The organism is Roseateles sp. GW821-FHT09H11 (assembly GCF_059415845.1).
The window spans coordinates 22026-36712 of sequence record NZ_JBWKOA010000003.1 but is presented as its reverse complement, the minus strand read 5'-3'; the positions used below and the strand labels follow the sequence as shown (position 1 = coordinate 36712).

Genomic DNA, 14687 nt, shown 5'->3' with positions numbered 1-14687 from the left:
ACGGAGCCGCCCGACACGCGGATGCGGCGCCGTCCTACGTGCGTCCGCATCGCGAAGCGCTTCAATGAGCCACCCCGACGCCGTACGACATGCGAGGCGACGGCCGGGGCGCGTTCATCTCAACATCACATCGCAAACACTGGAGGACGTCATGGGTGGCATTCGATTGATCGCCGTGATCCTGATCGTCGCGGGCGTGCTGGGCCTGGTCTACGGCGGGTTCTCGTACACCAAGGAAAACACCGCCGCCAAGCTCGGCCCGCTCGAGCTCAAGGTCGAGGAGACCAAGCGCGTCAACGTGCCGCTGTGGGCCGGCATCGCCGCCATCGCGGTGGGCGGCATCGTGCTGGTGGGGGCGGGCCGGAAGTAAGCCTCAGCGCCGGCCGAGGTTCATCAACGCCGTGCCCGCGATGGCCATCGTGCCGCCGACGAGCAGCGACGCGTCGATGACCTCGCCCAGCCCCAGCGCCGCGAACACGACGCCGAACACCGGCACCAGCGTGATGTAGCCGGCCGCCGCGCCGGCACCCAGCGCCTTCACGCCGTCGAAGTACCAGGCATAGGCCAGCGCCGTCGAGCCGACGACGATCCCGGCCATGCACAGCCACGCGTTGCGCGGCGCGGCCAGCACGCCGGCGACGCCGGCCGTGCCGTCAACCACGAGCGTCAGCGCCAGCAGCATCAACGCGCCGATCGCCGCCGTGACGGCGGTGGTCGTCAGCGCATCGACGCCGACCATCACCTTGCGCCCGATCAACGTGTAGGCGACCCAGCACGCGACGCAGCCCAGCAGCAGCACTTCACCGATGCCGACGCGGCCATCGAACACGTGCCAGGGTTCGCCCTTCGTGATCACGATGGCGGCGCCGACCGCGGCCATCGCCATGCCCAGACCGATCCGCGCGTTCAGGCGCTCGTGGAAGATCCACGCCGCCAGCAGCAGCGTGATCACCGGGTTCAGCGTGATCACCAGTGCGCCCTTGCCGGCGGGCACGTGCCGCAGCCCGCTCATGAAAAACGTCGCGTAGCCGAAGACGCCGAAGCTCGCGGCCAGCACCATGCCGGCCCAGCGTTGGACGCTCCAGTCCCGCAGCGCCGCGAGCCGGCCGGAGCGCGCGAGCCACAGCATCAGGATCGCGCCCGCGAAGAGGAAGCGGCAGGCCGCCGCGGCCAGCGGAGGCATCGTCTGCGCCAGCACGCGGCCCATGGGCCAGGAGGCGCCCCAGAGCACGGCCATGCCGACCAGTCGCAGATGGACGGAAAGGAGCGAGGGGGAAACGGCGACGGAGGTGGACATCAGGGCGGGACTTCAGTGCGGGCGGGAGGGGTTCAGCCGGATCGATGCGGCTGATTCAATGCGGCTGGATCCGTGCGGCCGGATCAATGCGGATAGGCCAGGCGCTTCTCCATCCACTTCTGCACCTGCTCGAAGGCGAAGCTCAGCACCCAGTAGATCAGCGCCGCGGCCATGTAGAGCGGAAACGGCTGGAAGGTCGTGGAGATGACCTCCTTGGTGGCGAGCATCAGCTCGGTCACGGCGATCACCGACACCAGCGAGGTGTCCTTGATCAGCGAGATCAGGCTGTTGGACAGGCTCGGCACGGCGGCGCGCAGCGCCTGCGGGCCGATCACGAAACGCAGTGTCTGGTGACGGCTCAGTCCCAGCGAGGTGCCCGCCAGCCACTGGCCCTGCTCGATCGCGCCGATCGAACCGCGCAGGGTCTCGCTCATGTAGGCGGCGACGTTGAGCGTCAGCGTCAGCACGCCGGCCACCAGCGGGGAGAACTCGATGCCGATGCTCGGCAGACCGTAGTAGACGATGAACACCTGCACCAGCAGCGGCGTGCCGCGCATCGCGCTCACATAGACCGCCATCACGCGGTCCAGCACCGGCAGCTTCAGCACCCGCACCAGCGTGATCACGGCCGCCAGCGGCAGGCCGAAGATCATCGCCATCACCGCGAAGAGCAGCGTGTAGCCGGTGCCCTTCAACAGCACCGGCCAGGCCAGTTCGGCCAGGGAGAGCAGGGAGGGGAAGTCCATGGAGTTCTTGGAATTGCTCGCTTCTCAGCGGAAGGCGGCATGTTGCCATCTCCTGGACTGCAATCTCCGGGCGCGGGCTCTCCGGGACTTCCGTCGCGCCAAGCGCTGGCTCTCCAGGACTGCGATCGCCAAGCGCGGGCTCTCCGCGACGCAGGGGGCACCCCTCCAGGGACCCCCAGCATCACTCCGGCCCCAGTGGGACCGTGGCACGCATCAATGCGAGACCCGCTCCGCCCGTTGCATGAGCAACCTCCGTGGGGCCGGAGTACTGCTGGGGGTTCCCGGAGGGATGCCCCCTGCCGTGCGGAGAGCCCGCGCTTGGCCGTTGCAGTCAATACGCGAGCGCACGCACCTTCCCCCGGAACACGCGATAAGAGAACAGCGAATACGCCAGGATCACCGGTATCGTCAGCGCCGCGCCGACGAGCAGGAAACGCAGCGACTCGTCCGCCGCCGCCGCGTCCCAGATCGTGACCCGGTCGATGACGACGAACGGATAGAGGCTGTAGGACAGTCCGAAGAAGCTCAGCGTCAGCACGACCACCATCAGCGCCAACGGCGCCCAGCTCAGCTTGCCCAGCACGCGGTGCGAGTTGAGCAATCCACGCAGTGCCGCCAGCGCCAGCAGCGCGACCAGCGGCAGCGGCGCCAGCGCGATCAGGCCCGGCATGTCGAACCAGCGCGCCCGCACGGTGGGGCTCAGCCACGGCGATGCGATCGACACGACCAGCAATCCCGCCACGACCACCGGCCAGGCGCGCTTCGCCCAGTCGATCGCCCGCCGCTGCAGCTCGCCCTCCGTCTTGATCAGCAGCCATGCGGCTCCCAGCAGCGCATAGCAGGCGGTCAGCGCGAGCGCGATGCCCGCAGCGAAGACCTGCGCGGCGATGCTGTCCTCGAAGCCCGTCACGTAGCGCCCGAGCATCCAACCCTGCGCCAGCGAAGCGAGCAAGGAGCCGCCCGCGAAGGCGGCATCCCACCACCGCTTGTGCGCCGGGTCGCCCTTGGCGCGGAAGTCGAAGGCCGCGCCGCGCAGGATCAGCCCCAGCAGCATCAGCACCACCGGCCCGTAGAGCGCCGTCAGCACCACGCCCTGCGCCTTCGGGAAGGCGATCAGCAGCAGACCGACGGCCAGCACCAGCCAGGTCTCGTTGGCATCCCAGAAGGGCCCGATCGACGCGACCATCCGGTCGCGATCGAGGTCCTTCGCCGTCGCGCAGAGCATGCCCACGCCGAGGTCGTAGCCGTCCAGCACGACGTAGATCAGCAGCGAGAGCCCCATCAGCGCCATGAAGATCACCGGGAGCACGCTCCCCTCCCCGGCCGGCACGGCCACCAACGCGTTCATGTGAAGCTCCTCGAGATGACGGCGCCGACCGGCACGCTGCCCGGCGGATGGGTGGGATCGACAGGAACGGCGCCCGGCGTGGCCTTCTCCGCCATCCGCTTGATCGCGGCGATGTACGCGATCAGCAGCGCCAGGTAGACCGTCGCGTAGCCGGCCAGCGAGGCCGCGATCATCGACCCCGGGTTGTGCGCCGCGACCTCCTGCGTCCGCAGCACGCCGTAGACGATGAAGGGCTGCCGGCCGATCTCGGTGACATACCAGCCGGCCACCGTCGCGATCCAGCCGGAGAAGCTCATGAACGAGAGTCCCCACAGCCAGACGCGCGGCAGACGCTGCCAGCCCGAGCGCCGGTACAGCCACCACCCGCCCCACGCGAAGACCAGCATCAGCAACCCGACACCCACCATCACGCGGAAGCCGAAGAACAGCGGCTTGACCGGCGGGTGCGCGCTCGCGAATTCATCGAGCCCGCGGATCTCTCCCTCGGCATCGTGCTTGAGGATCAGGCTGGCCAGGCGCGGGACGCCGATGGCGAAGCGGTTCTCCTTCGCCTGCTCGTCGGGCAGCGCGAACAGCAGCAGCGGCGCGCCGCGCTCGGTGGTCCACACGCCTTCCATCGCCGCGATCTTGGCGGGCTGATGCTTCAGCGTGTTGAGCCCGTGCAGGTCGCCCGCGACGATCTGCAGTGGGATCAGCACCGCGCCCAGCGTCAGCCCGAGTCGCAGCACGCGGCGCGTCTCCGCCTTCTCGCTGCCCTTGAGCATCTGCCAAGCGCTGACACCGGCCAGCAGGAAGGCCACCGTCAGCCCCGAGGCGAGCAGCTTGTGGGCGAGCCGGTACGGGAAGGACGGATTGAAGACGATCGCCCACCAGTCGACGGCATGCATGACGCCGTCGCGGATCTCGTAGCCCGTGGGCGTCTGCATCCACGAGTTGAGGCTGAGGATCCAGAACGCGCTGAGCGTCGTGCCGAAGGCCACCGTCGCCGTCGCGATGAGGTGCACACGCGGGCTGACGCGCTCCCGCCCGAACAGCATGATCCCGAGGAAGCCGGCCTCCAGGAAGAAGGCCGTGAGCACCTCGTAGCCGAGCAGCGGTCCGGCGATGTTGCCGGCGCGCTCCATGAAGCCCGGCCAGTTGGTGCCGAACTGGAAGCTCATCGTCACGCCGCTGACCACGCCCAGCGCGAAGCTGAGCGCGAAGACCTTGGTCCAGAACTGGTAGGCCGCGAGCCACGCGGACTCGCCGCTGCGCCGCCAGCGCCAGAGCATGAAGAGCACGACCCAGCCCAGCGCGATCGTGATCGTCGGGAACAGGATGTGGAAGGTGATGTTGAGCGCGAACTGCATGCGCGCCAGGATCAGGGTGTCCATGGCCCTGAAGTGTTCCGAAGTCGGACAGTTCGCGGAAGGGACAGATCGTCCTAGGACAAGCTGCCCTAGGACCGAATGCCCTAGGACAAATCGCCCCGGCCGGGCGCGCGCGCGGCGGTGGCGCGCGACGCCCTCGTCGGGGCCGGGCGATGCTTGCTCAGTCGCTCGACAGCGCGCGGTACGCCGCGCCGCCGATCAAGCCGCCGACGAGCGGCGCGACCCAGAAGGCCCAGAGCTGCTGCAGGGCCCACGGCTCCGCGAAGAGCGCCACGCCCGTGCTGCGCGCCGGGTTCACCGAGGTGTTGGTGACGGGGATGCTGATCAGGTGGATCAGCGTCAGCGCCAGGCCGATCGCGATCGGCGCGAAACCCTGCGGCGCGCGCTTGTCCGTGGCGCCCATGATGATGAACAGGAACATCGCCGTCATCACCACTTCGCACAGCAGCGCCGCGCCCATCGCGTAGCCGCCGGGGGAGTGCTCGCCGAAGCCATTCGACGCGAAGCCGCCGACGGTGAAGCCCGGCTTGCCGCTCGCGATCAGGTAGAGCACGCCGCCCGCCAGCGCGCCGCCGACGACCTGCGCCACGATGTAGGGCAGCAGCCGTTTCGTCTCGAAGCGGCCGCCGGCCCACAGGCCGACGGACACCGCCGGGTTGAGGTGGCAGCCGCTGATGTGTCCGATGGCGAAGGCCATCGTCAGCACGGTCAGCCCGAACGCGAGCGACACGCCCAGCAGTCCGATGCCCAGTTGCGGGAACGCCGCGGCGAGCACGGCGCTGCCGCAGCCACCGAGCACGAGCCAGAACGTGCCGATCAGTTCGGCGATATATGCCTTCATGGGGATCCTCCCTGGGCGAGGCGACGCGGAACGCCGCCTCGACTGCTTCCGCGCACGCCGGCCGCGCATTTTTCGCGCCTGTCTCCGGCATGCAAGCGGCGATTCTGTCCGCGCGCCGAACAGCCCGGCATCCCACGACGTAGGGGCTTGCGCGCCGGTCGGAGGGCGCCTGCCATTCCACCGCCGCTGGCCCTCACCCCTGCCCTCTCCCGCAAGCGGGAGAGGGGGTAAGAAGAGCGCCGGGCGGACTCCCTCTCCCGCTTGCGGGAGAGGGCGGGGGTGAGGGCCAGCGACCGTCGATCACCACCCGCCGTCGTCTCCTTCGCGCTGGGGCTCAAAGCGTTCGAGCAGGAAATCGACCAGCGCTCGCGTCTTCGCCGACAGCTGCGCGCGCGGCGGATAGATCAGGTGGATGTCCGCCGGCGGCAGCGACCAATCCGCCAGCACCGGTCGCAAGCGCCCCGATCGCAGCATCGGCGCCGCTTCCCAGAACGAGCGCATCAGCACGCCGTGCCCATCGAGTCCCCAGGCGAGCACGCTCTCCCCGTCGTTGGCGGCCAGCGGCCCACGTACCTTCACCGTCTCCTTGCGCGTGCCCTGCTGGAAGTGCCAGGTGCCGAAGGTCTCGTCGCTCTCGCGGATGAAGAGGCACGCGTGGCGCGCAAGCTCGCGCGGCGTGGCGGGCTCGCCGGCACGCTTCAGGTACGCGGGCGACGCGCACAGCACGCGCCGGTTGCGCGCCAGCAACCGCGCCGTGAGCCGCGCGTCGGGCGGCTCGCCGACATGGACCTCCAGGTCCAGTCCCTGCTCGATCAGATTGACCGGGCGGTCGGTCAGCTCGAGCTGCACCTCGACATCGGGGAACTGTCGCGCGAACTTCGACAACGCCGGCGCCACATGCTTGCGCCCGAAGCCGAAGCTCGCCGCCACGCGCAGCAGGCCTTTCGGCGCAGCGCGGCTGCCGGCCACGGTGCGCTCCAGCGCCTCGAGGTCCTCCAGCACGCGCGCGCCGTCGACGAGGTAGGTCTCGCCCTCGGGCGTCAGGCCGATGCGGCGCGTGGTCCGCTGCAGCAGTCGCACGCCGAGCCGGCGCTCGATCGCCGCGAGCCGCTTGCTCACCGCCGGCGGCGTCACGCCGAGCTGCTGCGCCGCAGCGGCCAGGCTGCCCTGCTTCACCAGCAGCGCGAAGAAGGCCAGGTCGGAGAAGCCGTCCATTGATGAACCTCCGGAACGAAAGAACTGCCGAAGCGGAAATTATGTGCCCTGCATTCACTTCCAGAATCGGGGCCAACGAGGAGTCGGCCATCGCCGACCGTGCCGCCGCTCCCACCCCGTCCCTTCCGGCCGGCACGCCCGATCAGGAGACCCCATGCAAGCTTCCCCAGGCGTCCATGCGCTCGATGCGCTGTACCCCGGCTTCCAGCATCTGAGCCTGCCCACGGCCGATGGCGTCCGCATCCATCTGACGATGGGCGGCACCGGCCCCGCGCTGCTGCTGCTCCACGGCCATCCGCAGACGCGCGCGATCTGGCACAAGGTCGCGCCGACGCTGGCCGAGCACTTCACCATCGTCGCCGCCGACCTGCGCGGCTATGGCGACTCGTCGAAGCCGGAGGTGCCGGAGGCCTTGCAGGCGCTGCAGTCGCCGTCAACACCGCCCACGCCGCCGGCGCCGAACGACCATGCCGCCTACAGCAAGCGCACGATGGCCGCCGACATGCTGAGCGTGATGCGCCAGCTCGGGCATGAGCGCTTCGACGTGCTGGCGCACGACCGCGGCGGGCGCGTCGCGCATCGCCTCGCACTGGACGCGCCGGACGCGGTGCGGCGGCTCGCCCTGCTGGACATCGCGCCGACGCTGGACATGTACGAAGGCACCAACGTCGCCTTCGCGCGCGCCTACTGGCACTGGTTCTTCCTGATCCAGCCGGCGCCGCTGCCCGAGCGCCTCATCGAGTCCGACCCCGGCGCCTACATCCGCGACGTGATGGGCCGCCGCAGCGCGGGCCTCGCGCCTTTCGACCCGCGCGCGCTGGCCGAGTACAAGCGCTGCCTCGCGCTGCCCGGCACCGCGCACGGCCTGTGCGAGGACTACCGCGCCAGCGCCGGCATCGACCTGGACCACGACCGCGAGGACCGCGCCGCCGGCCGGCGGCTGCAGATGCCGCTGCTCGCGCTGTGGGGCCGGGAAGGCGTCGTGCACCGCTGCTTCGAGCCGCTGACGCTGTGGCGCGGCGTCGCCGACGACGTGCGCGGCGAGGCCCTGCCCTGCGGCCACTACATCCCGGAGGAGGCCCCGGAGGCATTGCTCGATCGCGTCCTGCCCTTCTTCACCGCCGACGCCATCGCCACCGATGGCCAGGAGAGCCAGCCATGAGCGCCACGCTCGCCACGCTCACACACGCCGGACCGCGCACGCTCTATCGCAAGCTCGTCGACAGCCACACGGTGGCGGCCCTCGACGAACAGAACGTGCTGCTGTTCTGCGACCTGCACCTGATGAACGAGTACACCAGCCCGCAGGCCTTCACCGGCCTGCACGAGCAGGGTCGCGGCGTGCCGATGCCGGGCCAGAACGTGGCGGTGGTGAGCCACATCATCCCGACGCACCCGGTGGCGACTAAGCTGCGCGTGATCGCCGATCCGCCGTCGGCGCTGCAGGCGACCAACCTCAAGGCGAACTGCGACCGGCATGGCATCCGGCTGTTCGACACGACCGACGCGCTGCAGGGCATCGAGCACGTCGTCGCGCCGGAGCACGGAATGATCCGCCCCGGCATGGTGGTGATCTGCGGCGACAGCCACACCACGACCTACGGCGCACTGGGGGCCTTGGGTTTCGGCATCGGGACCACCGAGGTCGAGCACGTGCTGGCCACGCAGACGCTGGTCTACCGCGTCGCGAAGGACATGCGGATCCGCGTCGACGGCGCGCTGCCGATCGGGACGACGTCCAAGGACCTGATCCTCGCAATCATCGGCCGCATCGGCGCCCAGGGTGCGCGCGGCTACGTCGTCGAGTTCTGCGGCGAAGCGATCACAGCGTTGTCCGTCGAAGCCCGCTTCACGCTGTGCAACATGGCGGTCGAGGCCGGTGCCCGCGGCGCGCTGATCGCGCCGGATGCGACGGCGATCGACTACGTGCTCGCCCGCTGCCCCGACCTTGCTGGCGAATGGCGCGAGCCCGCCCTCGCCCACTGGGCGACGCTGCACAGCGATGAAGGCGCGACGTTCGACATCGAATACCGCTTCGACGCCGCCGAGGTGGCGCCGCAGGTGACCTGGGGCACGAGCCCGGACCAGGTCGCCGCGATCGATGCGCCGATTCCCGATCCGGCGCGCATGGACGAAGGCCCGACCCGAGCGAGCGCGGAGCGCGCGCTGCGCTACGCCCGCCTGCATGGTGGCGTGGCCTTGGAAGGCACGCCGATCCAGCATGTGTTCATCGGCTCCTGCACGAACGGCCGCATCGAAGACCTGCGCGCCGCGGCGACCGTGCTGCGCGGCCGCCGCGTGGCGCCGGGCGTGCGCGCGATGGTCGTGCCGGGTTCCGGCGCGGTGCGCGCGATGGCGGAGGCGGAAGGCCTCGATCGCGTGTTCCTCGATGCGGGCCTCGAATGGCGGCAGCCCGGCTGCTCGATGTGCCTGGCGATGAACGACGACGTGCTCGCCGACGGCATCCGCTGCGCGTCGACGACGAACCGCAACTTCGAAGGCCGCCAGGGCCGCGGCGCGATCACGCACCTGATGAGTCCCGCGATGGCCGCCGCCGCCGCGGTAACGGGTCACCTCACCGATGTCCGCCGACTGGCCCCCGCGCCCAGTGCCGTTGCTCCGCAGGAGATCCCGCGATGAACCCCGTCCGCCAAGTCGAGGGCCGCACCGCGGCGCTGCGCCTCGAAAACCTCGACACCGACCAGATCATGCCCAAGCAGTTCCTGCGCGGCATCGACAAGAGCGGCCTGCGCGACGGGCTGCTCTACGACCTGCGCTTCGACGCCGACGGGCGTGAGCGCGAGGACTTCGTCCTCAACAAGCCCGAGTACGCGGGCGTCTCGGTGCTGCTCGGCGGCAACAACTTCGGCTGCGGCTCCAGCCGCGAGCACGCGGTGTGGGGCCTGCAGCAGGCGGGCATCCGCGCGGTGGTCGCGCCGGGCTTCGGCGAGATCTTCTATTCGAATGCGATGGGGAACGGCTTGCTGCTCGTGGCGCTGCCGGAGGCGGAGGTGCTCCGGCTGATGGCCGAGGCGGACCACGTGCCCGGCAACGCCGTCACCCTCGACGTCGAGACGCTCACGCTGCGCAGCGCCGGCGGCGTCGAGGCGCGCTTCGACATGCTGCCGCGGCATCAGCGGATGCTGCTGGAAGGGCTCGACGCGATCGGGCTGTCGATGACCTACCGCGAGCAGATCGATGCCTTCGCCAAGGCGCACTGGGAAGCGCAGCCTTGGGTCAAGGATGTGGCCAGGCAACGACTGGCCCCGTGAGGCTTCTACTGAGATAGGTCATCGACGGCCGCGATCGCCGGAACTAGCATTTGCCACATCGATTCCGGTTTCTCCAGAAAGGGGTGAGCGAATGCCTCAACCGACCAAGATGTCTGACCTGCCCAACTTCAAGCAGCTTGAAGCGATGGCGCTAGAGGCGGGACGGATGTTGTCCGAATCGAAGGAGCTGTGCGAGACGCTGGCGATGGCTCACCAGCAATGCCGAGAGCGAATTCTCGCCAGGCGCGGGGGCGTTCCATCGGACACGATCGAGAGCAGTTCATCTTCCGAGTTGCTTGCCCGTTTAGCTGCGAAGGGCCCGTTCTACCTGTCGCGGAAGTTCACGGATATCTGAGCAACCCTCTGAGCAGGCGAAGGCACGGGAGCCCGTGCCTGGTTCGTTTTCATGAATCCACTTGACTTTGAACGCGGCCTCGGACCGGAAGCAGTGGCCGCCGCGTCGACGAATGAATTCTGTCGTCTGATGTACTCCGCTGCCTCGGAAGCCCGTCCCGATCAGGCAGCCCCTGCAAGGTGATGGTGGAGAAGCTGCAGAAGATCTGGAAGGAAGAGGAACACGAACGCCTGACCGGTTTGTTCGGCACCTCCATGCTGTTCAAGACGTGGAGCCTGCCTGGCGAGATCAGCGACATGCCCGCGCGCGAGGAAGGTGACGAGCAGACGGAGAGAGCGTTCGCCGGAATGACTGGCGACGTCACACCGGGAACGGCAGACTCCGGATCCGCTTTCCCGTCAGCGCCGCCATCGCGTTCGCCATCGCCGGTGCGATCGGCGGGACGCCGCATTCGCCCATGCCCGTCGGCGGATCCGCCGACGGCACGACGTGCAGGTCCACCTTCGGCGCATCCACATGGATGGGCACGCGGTAGTCGTTCCAGTTGCCCTGCTCGACCTCACCGTTCTTCAACGTGATCTGCGCCCCCGGCAGCGTCATGCCGACACCCATCACCAGCGCGCCCTGCACCTGCGCCTCGATCGTGCGCGGGTTCACCGCGAGGTTGCAGTGCACGCCCGCCGTGACCTTGTGCAGCACCGGCCGGCCGTCCTTGATCGACACCTCGACCACGTACGCGACCACCGTGTTGAAGGACTCGTGCACCGCCACGCCCCAGGCGTGGCCCTTGGCCAGCTTGGTCTTGCCATAGCCGGACTTCTCCACCGCCAGGTCAAGCGCCGCGATGTGCCGCGCATGCTTGGCGAGCAGCTGCCGCCGGTACGCCACCGGATCGATCTTGCCGGCGCGCGCGAGCTCGTCGACCAGCGTCTCCATCACAAAGGCCGTGTGCGTGTGGCCGACCGAGCGCCACCACAGCACCGGCACGTTGACCTTCGGGTGGTGGACGTCCAGCGCGATCGGGAACGGATAGGCGCTCTCGGCCACGCCTTCGGTCATCGTCGCGTCCGCGCCGTTCTTCACCATGAAGTCCGCGAACGGCGTGCCCATCGTGATCGACTGGCCGACGATCACATGCTTCCACGCGAGCACCTTGCCCTTGCCGTCATGCGCGATCTCGACGCGGTGCAGGTGCGTCGGGCGGTAGAAGCCGCCACGCACGTCGTCCTCGCGCGTCCAGATCATCTTGATCGGGCCGCGCTTGCCCGCGGCGTGGCGCGCCTTCGCCACCTGCGCGGCTTCGACGAGGTAGTCCGAGGTCGGCGTCGCGCGCCGGCCGAAGCCGCCGCCCGCCGTCATCGTGTTCAGCGTGACCTGCTCCGGCTTCAGGCCGAGCACCCCCGCCACCTGCGCCTGGTCCACCGTCTGGAACTGCGAGCCCACCCACACCGTGCAGCGATCGCCTCGGAAATCGATCGTGCAGTTGAGCGGCTCCATCGGCGTGTGCGCGAGGTACGGGAAGGTGTACTCCGCCGTGATGCGGGCCGGAGCTCCCTTGCCCGCGCTCGTCGCGCTCGTCGCGTCCAGCGCGGAGGTGTCCGCCTTCTGCACCGACGCGCCCGGCTGCTTCGCCAACGCGCGGAACTGCTCCAGCTGCGCCGCGCTGTCGACGCGCTCCAGGCCGCTCAGATCCCAGTCGACCTTCACCAGCTCGCGTGCCTTGCGTGCGGGCCAGAAGCCGTTCGCGATGATCGCCAGCCCGCTCGCGCCGCTGCTCAGCGGGACCTGGATCACCTCCTCGACGCCGGGCACGGCGAGCGCCGCCGCTGCATCGAACTTCGACACTTTCCCGCCGAAGACCGGCGGGTGGACCATCACCACCGTGCGCAGATCCGGCAGCTTCACGTCGATGCCGAAGTCCTGGCGCCCCGTCGACTTCGCGCGCGCGTCGAGCCGGTTCATCGGCTTGCCGATCAGCTTGAACTGCGACGGCTCCTTGAGCTTGACCGTCGCCGGCACCGGCTCGGCGAAAGCCGCCTGCGCCAGCACGCCGTAGCCCAGCCGCCGGCCGTCCGGCGCGACGACGCTGCCCGACTCGGTCCGCAGCTGCGCCGCCGGTGTGTTCAGCTGCTTGGACGCCGCGGCGACCAGCATCGCGCGCAGGCGGGCGCCGATCTCGCGGTACTGCTGCCACGACGCCTTCATGCTGGTCGAGCCGCCCACCATCTGGATGTGGAAGAACGGATCCTTGTAGGCCTCGCCCGCCGGCGCGAGCTCGCAACGGACCTTGCTCCAGTCGGCATCCAGCTCCTCGGCCACCAGCATCGGCAACGCGGTCTGCACGCCCTGGCCGAAATCGATCTTGCCGATCGTCACGGTGACGATGCCGTCGCCGTCGATCGCCACAAAGGCCGACGGCTGCTGGAACGGCTTGAGGCCTTCCGGCGCGCTCGCCGCGGAAGCGCCGCTCACCGCGGCCTCCTGCGCACCGGCTCCGGTCGCGTACAGCGCGAAGCCCGACGCGAGGCTCATCTTCAGGAACACGCGGCGGCCGAGGCCTCCCGCATCGGCCATGGCCGAGGCGGCAGTAGAGACCGAGGAATCCTCGATGCCATCGGGCAACTCGCCGCTCAGGTACTGGAACATGGGTCGCATGTCGATCTCCTTCAGGCCAGCGCGAGCGCGGCGTCCTTGACGGCGGCATGGATCCGCACGTAGGTGCCGCAGCGGCAGAGGTTGGCGCTCATGGCGGCGTCGATGTCGGCGTCGCTGGGCTTGGGGTTGGTCTTGAGCAGCGCGACGGCGGCCATGATCTGGCCGCTCTGGCAGTAGCCGCACTGCACGACGTCGTGCTTCACCCACGCGTCCTGCACGGCCAGCCCGATGCGGTCGCCGCCGATGGCCTCGATCGTGGTGATCTGCTGGCCGGCCACCGATTCGATCGGGGTGACGCAGGCGCGGCGCTGCTCGCCGTCGATGTGCACGGTGCAGGCGCCGCAGACCGCGATGCCGCAGCCGAACTTCGTGCCCGTCATGCCCAGCGTGTCCCGCAGGACCCACAGCACCGGCGTGTCGCCCGGCACGTCGACTTGTTGCGCTTGCCCGTTAAGGCGGAACGAGATCATGGCTGGCTCCTGGTCACGCCGGCCTGGGCGGCGTTGTTGCTGTTGGCGTTGTTGGCGCTGTTGCCGCTGTTGCCGCCGGCGCCGCCACGGTTGGCGGCATTGCTGGCCGGGGCGTCATCGGTGGCGAGGGCACGCAGGTGATCGACGACGCCGCGTGTCGCATCCGCCTTCGTCGTGCCGACGGACTTGCGCAGCGGCTCGGTGGCGTCACAGGGCGCGCCGTTGCGGATCCAGGATCGGACCTGCTCGTCGAAGGTGGCCTTGTCCAGCGGCGGCAACGCGCGGCCGGGTCCCGGCTTCCAGCCCCACGCGACGAGGTGGTCCGTGACCATGTGCTGCTCGAGCATCGCCAGCGAGCGGTTGCCGTTGGTCCTGGGCTCGCGGAAGACCTTGCACAGCGCCGCGCCTTGCAGGCCGACCCAGTTCATCTTCATGTTCGCCGGCGGCATGTGCCAGCCGGGCTTGCCGTCGGTCTCAAGACCGGGCGGCGCATGCTGCAGCGGGCTGTTCTGCGTCGAGTGGCAGGTCGCGCACTGCAGCGGCGCGACGCCCTTGCCATCGGCGCCGCGCTGCACCGGTGGGTAGTGCAGGCGGCTGAAATCGCCCTGCAGCGGAGAGTCCGGCACGTGACAGTTCAGACATCGCGGATGCTTCAGCACCCGCTCCAGCTGCGCGAAGGCGGCGAGCCCTTCCTGCCGGTTCGGCGTGGCCGAGATCGGCGTCGGTTGGAAGTTGGCGGGGCCGTCGGCCGCGTGGACGAGCGGCGCGGCGGCCGCCAGCCCCAGCACCGCCGTGCACGCCACCGCGCAGGATGAGGTCAGCGGCCCGGACCACAAGGAATTCCGCAAGGAACCCCACAAGGAATGCCAAGAGGAACCCCACGAGGATTCCCAAGCGAAGCGAGCACCCATCTCGACCTCCTGATTGCTGCGGCGTGACCCCGAAAGAAGCCCTGCAGGCGTCCCCTCGGAGCGCCCCTGGCAGTCTAGAAAGGCACAAGGGGTCACGGCTTGCCTGATGCGACGCGAAACTTGCCCGATCCAGCGGCGGCGGTGCCGGGCAAAACTTGCGCCTGCTGGCGTCGGCGCGGGCGCTCAATGGGCGCTCAACGGGCGCTC

14 protein-coding genes are annotated in these 14687 nt (G+C 69.4%); 5 read left to right on the top strand and 9 right to left on the bottom strand.

Annotated features, from left to right (window positions below; translation table 11 throughout):
* Nucleotides 1-151: 151 nt before the first annotated feature.
* Nucleotides 152-370, top strand: a complete 219-nt coding sequence (locus AC07PR_RS11015) for a hypothetical protein (RefSeq protein ID WP_377160823.1) — start codon at nucleotides 152-154, stop codon at nucleotides 368-370.
* A gap of 3 nt (nucleotides 371-373) precedes the next feature.
* Here the strand turns inward: AC07PR_RS11015 and AC07PR_RS11010 are convergent, their stop codons facing one another.
* The 6 genes from AC07PR_RS11010 to AC07PR_RS10985 form a co-directional block, all read right to left on the bottom strand.
* Nucleotides 374-1297 carry a DMT family transporter gene (locus tag AC07PR_RS11010; RefSeq protein WP_495135335.1) on the bottom strand — a complete coding sequence of 308 codons (924 nt, stop codon included), beginning with the start codon at nucleotides 1295-1297 and terminating at the stop codon, nucleotides 374-376.
* Between the two features lie 83 nt (nucleotides 1298-1380).
* Nucleotides 1381-2043, bottom strand: a complete 663-nt coding sequence (locus AC07PR_RS11005) for an amino acid ABC transporter permease (protein WP_483107619.1) — start codon at nucleotides 2041-2043, stop codon at nucleotides 1381-1383.
* 331 nt (nucleotides 2044-2374) lie between these two features.
* A complete protein-coding gene (locus AC07PR_RS11000) occupies nucleotides 2375-3391 on the bottom strand; it encodes a cytochrome d ubiquinol oxidase subunit II (RefSeq protein ID WP_495135334.1) in 1017 nt (338 codons plus the stop codon).
* Nucleotides 3388-4764: a cytochrome ubiquinol oxidase subunit I gene (locus AC07PR_RS10995; RefSeq protein WP_495135333.1), complete on the bottom strand. Its 1377-nt coding sequence runs from the start codon at nucleotides 4762-4764 to the stop codon at nucleotides 3388-3390. The genes AC07PR_RS11000 and AC07PR_RS10995 overlap by 4 nt, the downstream gene beginning before the upstream one ends.
* Nucleotides 4765-4921: 157 nt before the next feature.
* Nucleotides 4922-5602 carry an aquaporin Z gene (gene aqpZ, locus AC07PR_RS10990; RefSeq protein WP_495135332.1) on the bottom strand — a complete coding sequence of 227 codons (681 nt, stop codon included), beginning with the start codon at nucleotides 5600-5602 and terminating at the stop codon, nucleotides 4922-4924.
* A gap of 300 nt (nucleotides 5603-5902) precedes the next feature.
* Complete coding sequence (locus AC07PR_RS10985) at nucleotides 5903-6817, bottom strand: LysR family transcriptional regulator (RefSeq protein ID WP_377160810.1); 915 nt, start codon at nucleotides 6815-6817, stop codon at nucleotides 5903-5905.
* Between the two features lie 154 nt (nucleotides 6818-6971).
* On the opposite strand from AC07PR_RS10985, the gene AC07PR_RS10980 reads away from it, so the two are divergent.
* The 4 genes from AC07PR_RS10980 (at nucleotide 6972) to AC07PR_RS10965 (ending at nucleotide 10444) form a co-directional block, all read left to right on the top strand.
* Nucleotides 6972-7979 (top strand): alpha/beta fold hydrolase, encoded by a 1008-nt coding sequence (locus AC07PR_RS10980; RefSeq protein ID WP_495135331.1) that lies wholly within the window; start codon nucleotides 6972-6974, stop codon nucleotides 7977-7979.
* Nucleotides 7976-9457 carry a 3-isopropylmalate dehydratase large subunit gene (gene leuC / locus AC07PR_RS10975; RefSeq protein ID WP_495135330.1) on the top strand — a complete coding sequence of 494 codons (1482 nt, stop codon included), beginning with the start codon at nucleotides 7976-7978 and terminating at the stop codon, nucleotides 9455-9457. Before AC07PR_RS10980 ends, leuC begins: the two co-directional genes overlap by 4 nt.
* A complete protein-coding gene (gene leuD / locus AC07PR_RS10970) occupies nucleotides 9454-10089 on the top strand; it encodes a 3-isopropylmalate dehydratase small subunit (protein WP_495135329.1) in 636 nt (211 codons plus the stop codon). Before leuC ends, leuD begins: the two co-directional genes overlap by 4 nt.
* Before the next feature lie 109 nt (nucleotides 10090-10198).
* Complete coding sequence (locus AC07PR_RS10965) at nucleotides 10199-10444, top strand: hypothetical protein (protein WP_495135328.1); 246 nt, start codon at nucleotides 10199-10201, stop codon at nucleotides 10442-10444.
* A gap of 360 nt (nucleotides 10445-10804) precedes the next feature.
* Here the strand turns inward: AC07PR_RS10965 and AC07PR_RS10960 are convergent, their stop codons facing one another.
* The 3 genes from AC07PR_RS10960 to AC07PR_RS10950 are packed head-to-tail and all read right to left on the bottom strand — an operon-like array spanning nucleotide 10805 to nucleotide 14417.
* A complete protein-coding gene (locus AC07PR_RS10960) occupies nucleotides 10805-13090 on the bottom strand; it encodes a xanthine dehydrogenase family protein molybdopterin-binding subunit (RefSeq protein ID WP_495135647.1) in 2286 nt (761 codons plus the stop codon).
* Nucleotides 13091-13110: 20 nt separating this feature from the next.
* Nucleotides 13111-13569 (bottom strand): (2Fe-2S)-binding protein, encoded by a 459-nt coding sequence (locus tag AC07PR_RS10955; protein ID WP_377160787.1) that lies wholly within the window; start codon nucleotides 13567-13569, stop codon nucleotides 13111-13113.
* Complete coding sequence (locus tag AC07PR_RS10950; RefSeq protein WP_495135327.1) at nucleotides 13566-14417, bottom strand: hypothetical protein; 852 nt, start codon at nucleotides 14415-14417, stop codon at nucleotides 13566-13568. Before AC07PR_RS10950 ends, AC07PR_RS10955 begins: the two co-directional genes overlap by 4 nt.
* Between the last annotated feature and the right edge of the window lie 270 nt (nucleotides 14418-14687).